General features: G+C 40.1%; 3 protein-coding genes. All 3 read left to right on the top strand.

Annotation, left to right across the window (positions count from 1 at the left end; translation table 11 throughout):
* The first annotated feature begins 33 nt into the window (after positions 1 to 33).
* Positions 34 to 708, top strand: a complete 675-nt coding sequence (locus IEX94_RS19420; protein ID WP_188859896.1) for a DUF4145 domain-containing protein — start codon at positions 34 to 36, stop codon at positions 706 to 708.
* Complete coding sequence (locus IEX94_RS19415; RefSeq protein WP_188859894.1) at positions 705 to 851, top strand: hypothetical protein; 147 nt, start codon at positions 705 to 707, stop codon at positions 849 to 851. The genes IEX94_RS19420 and IEX94_RS19415 overlap by 4 nt, the downstream gene beginning before the upstream one ends.
* A 49-nt stretch (positions 852 to 900) precedes the next feature.
* Positions 901 to 1,951 (top strand): phage tail spike protein (locus IEX94_RS19410; RefSeq protein ID WP_188859892.1); only part of this gene is annotated, 1,051 nt, incomplete at its 3' end.

Genomic DNA, 1,951 nt, shown 5'->3' with positions numbered 1-1,951 from the left:
TAGAATAGATTAAAACTAGCAAAGGTGATAGACATGGAAAAAATGAGAGAAATAAAGGTTATGCATATTGATGCAATTGATCGCATAGTTGTTGATAGATATCTCACTCATTGCAGTGTTTGCAACACCAACATAGAACCTGTGTATATTGGTGGAGTTCTGATACGTTCTCGTCCAGAAAAAGATTCTGCAGAACTTGCTTTTCAGTGCACAAATATTGAATGTCGAAGTCTTTTGATTGGCTATTATGTTCATGGGGATGAAAGGGTATTTCATTACCAAAAAACACAGCCTGTCAAACCGACGAATAAAGTGTTTGAAGAAGAAGTTGAAGAGGTATCTCCTAACTTTGTGGAGATATATAATCAATCATACCATTCGGAACAAATGGAGCTTCATCTAATATCCGGTATAGGTTATCGAAAAGCATTGGAATTTTTAGTGAAGGATTATCTGATATATTTAAAACCCGAAGACAAGGAAGAGATTCTAAATGAACAATTAAGTCCTTGTATAAACATGTTGGACAACCATACCATTAAAGAAATAGCACGAAGGGCATCTTGGCTAGGTAATGATGAAGCCCACTATTTACGAAAATGGGAAGACAAAGATATTGAGGACTTAAAGAAGCTAATAGAAGTAACTGTCTACTTTATTGCGATGGATATTGCCGGGAAGAAATATTTAGAGGAAATGGAGAGATGATTTTAATGAATTCATCTTGCAAAAAGGCTGAAGTTGTAGAAGTTATAAAAGTAACAACGATTACCGGCAACGGAAAAGAGAAGCCTTTCAAAGAAGTGACTCAGTATTGGACTAAAGATGGCAACCTAATAAGTGATAAGTAAAACATCCCAATTCTGGGGTGTTTTTATTTTGTCAGAAAGGAGGAAATCCATGTCAAAAATCATAATCGCAGACGGTCAAACGAGTAAGATACTGGACCACATTCATAAATATGACGTCTCAGACAATATGCATGAACGGGATATGTCCAACTGGGTGGAAGTCTTTGAGTTTACCGCATTTGCAGATAAAAGATACGCCCAGCACCTAGTAGACCGCAACCGTCTAATCATCCCGGACGAGGATGGGGAATACAGAGAATTAATTATCAAAAATACGAAACGTTACTCTGGCGCAGAAGGTGTTAACTATATTGACATCATCTCCTATGGCTTTTACCAAGATTTAGTGACAGCGAAAACAATCGAACCGGGTACTACTCCATCCCAATCACCGGAAGCCCATATGCGGGATATTTTGGAGGGAACAGAGGTGCGAGTTGGTGAGGTAGCATATACGGGTAATATCCGTACAATCACTCGAGAAAATAAAACTGATCCGTTTTCTGCACTGAAAAGTTTAGCAAATGAATTTGACCTAGAACTTGATTTTAGAATAGAAGTTGACCGTGGGAAAATTGTACGTTATGCCGATTTGGTCGAGCATATCGGCGAATGGCGTGGACGCACCGTTGAATTTGGGCATGACTTGCAGACAGTCAGCAGGGAAACGGATGCCAATAACATTGTTACTGCATTGCGGGTTATTGGTCCAGAACGTGAGGACGGAACACGCTTAGAGGTATTTGTAGAGGATGAGGACGCTCGAAACAGATGGAGCCGAAATGGTGAGCATTTGGTTAGGGAATACGAGCCGGAAACAGAAGACCAAAACATCACAGAAGAGCGTTTACGCACGCTAGGGCGCATGGAATTGAACAAACGCGTAAATGCCCTCGTCACATGGGGAATCAACGTCATTGACTTAGAACATGTCCCAGGCATGCAAAACAAGAAAATACGCTACGGAGATACAATTCGGGTAAAGGATACAACCTTTAACCCGCCTTTTTATGTGGAGGCACGTATTTTTAAACAGCGTCGTAATATTTTTAATCCCGGAAGTAAGGAAGTAGAACTAGGCGACTTTATCGAATACACCG

It is taken from the genome of Oceanobacillus indicireducens, from assembly GCF_014647195.1.
Lineage (GTDB): Bacteria > Bacillota > Bacilli > Bacillales > Amphibacillaceae > Oceanobacillus > Oceanobacillus indicireducens.
Note: the sequence above shows the minus strand (reverse complement) of the source record. Positions and strands in the feature narration are given on the sequence as shown.

Coding starts and splice junctions, on each gene's coding strand:
- IEX94_RS19420 (WP_188859896.1), top strand. CDS start 34: ATGGAAAAAATGAGAGAAATAAAGGTTATGCATATTGATGCAATTGAT.
- IEX94_RS19415 (WP_188859894.1), top strand. CDS start 705: ATGATTTTAATGAATTCATCTTGCAAAAAGGCTGAAGTTGTAGAAGTT.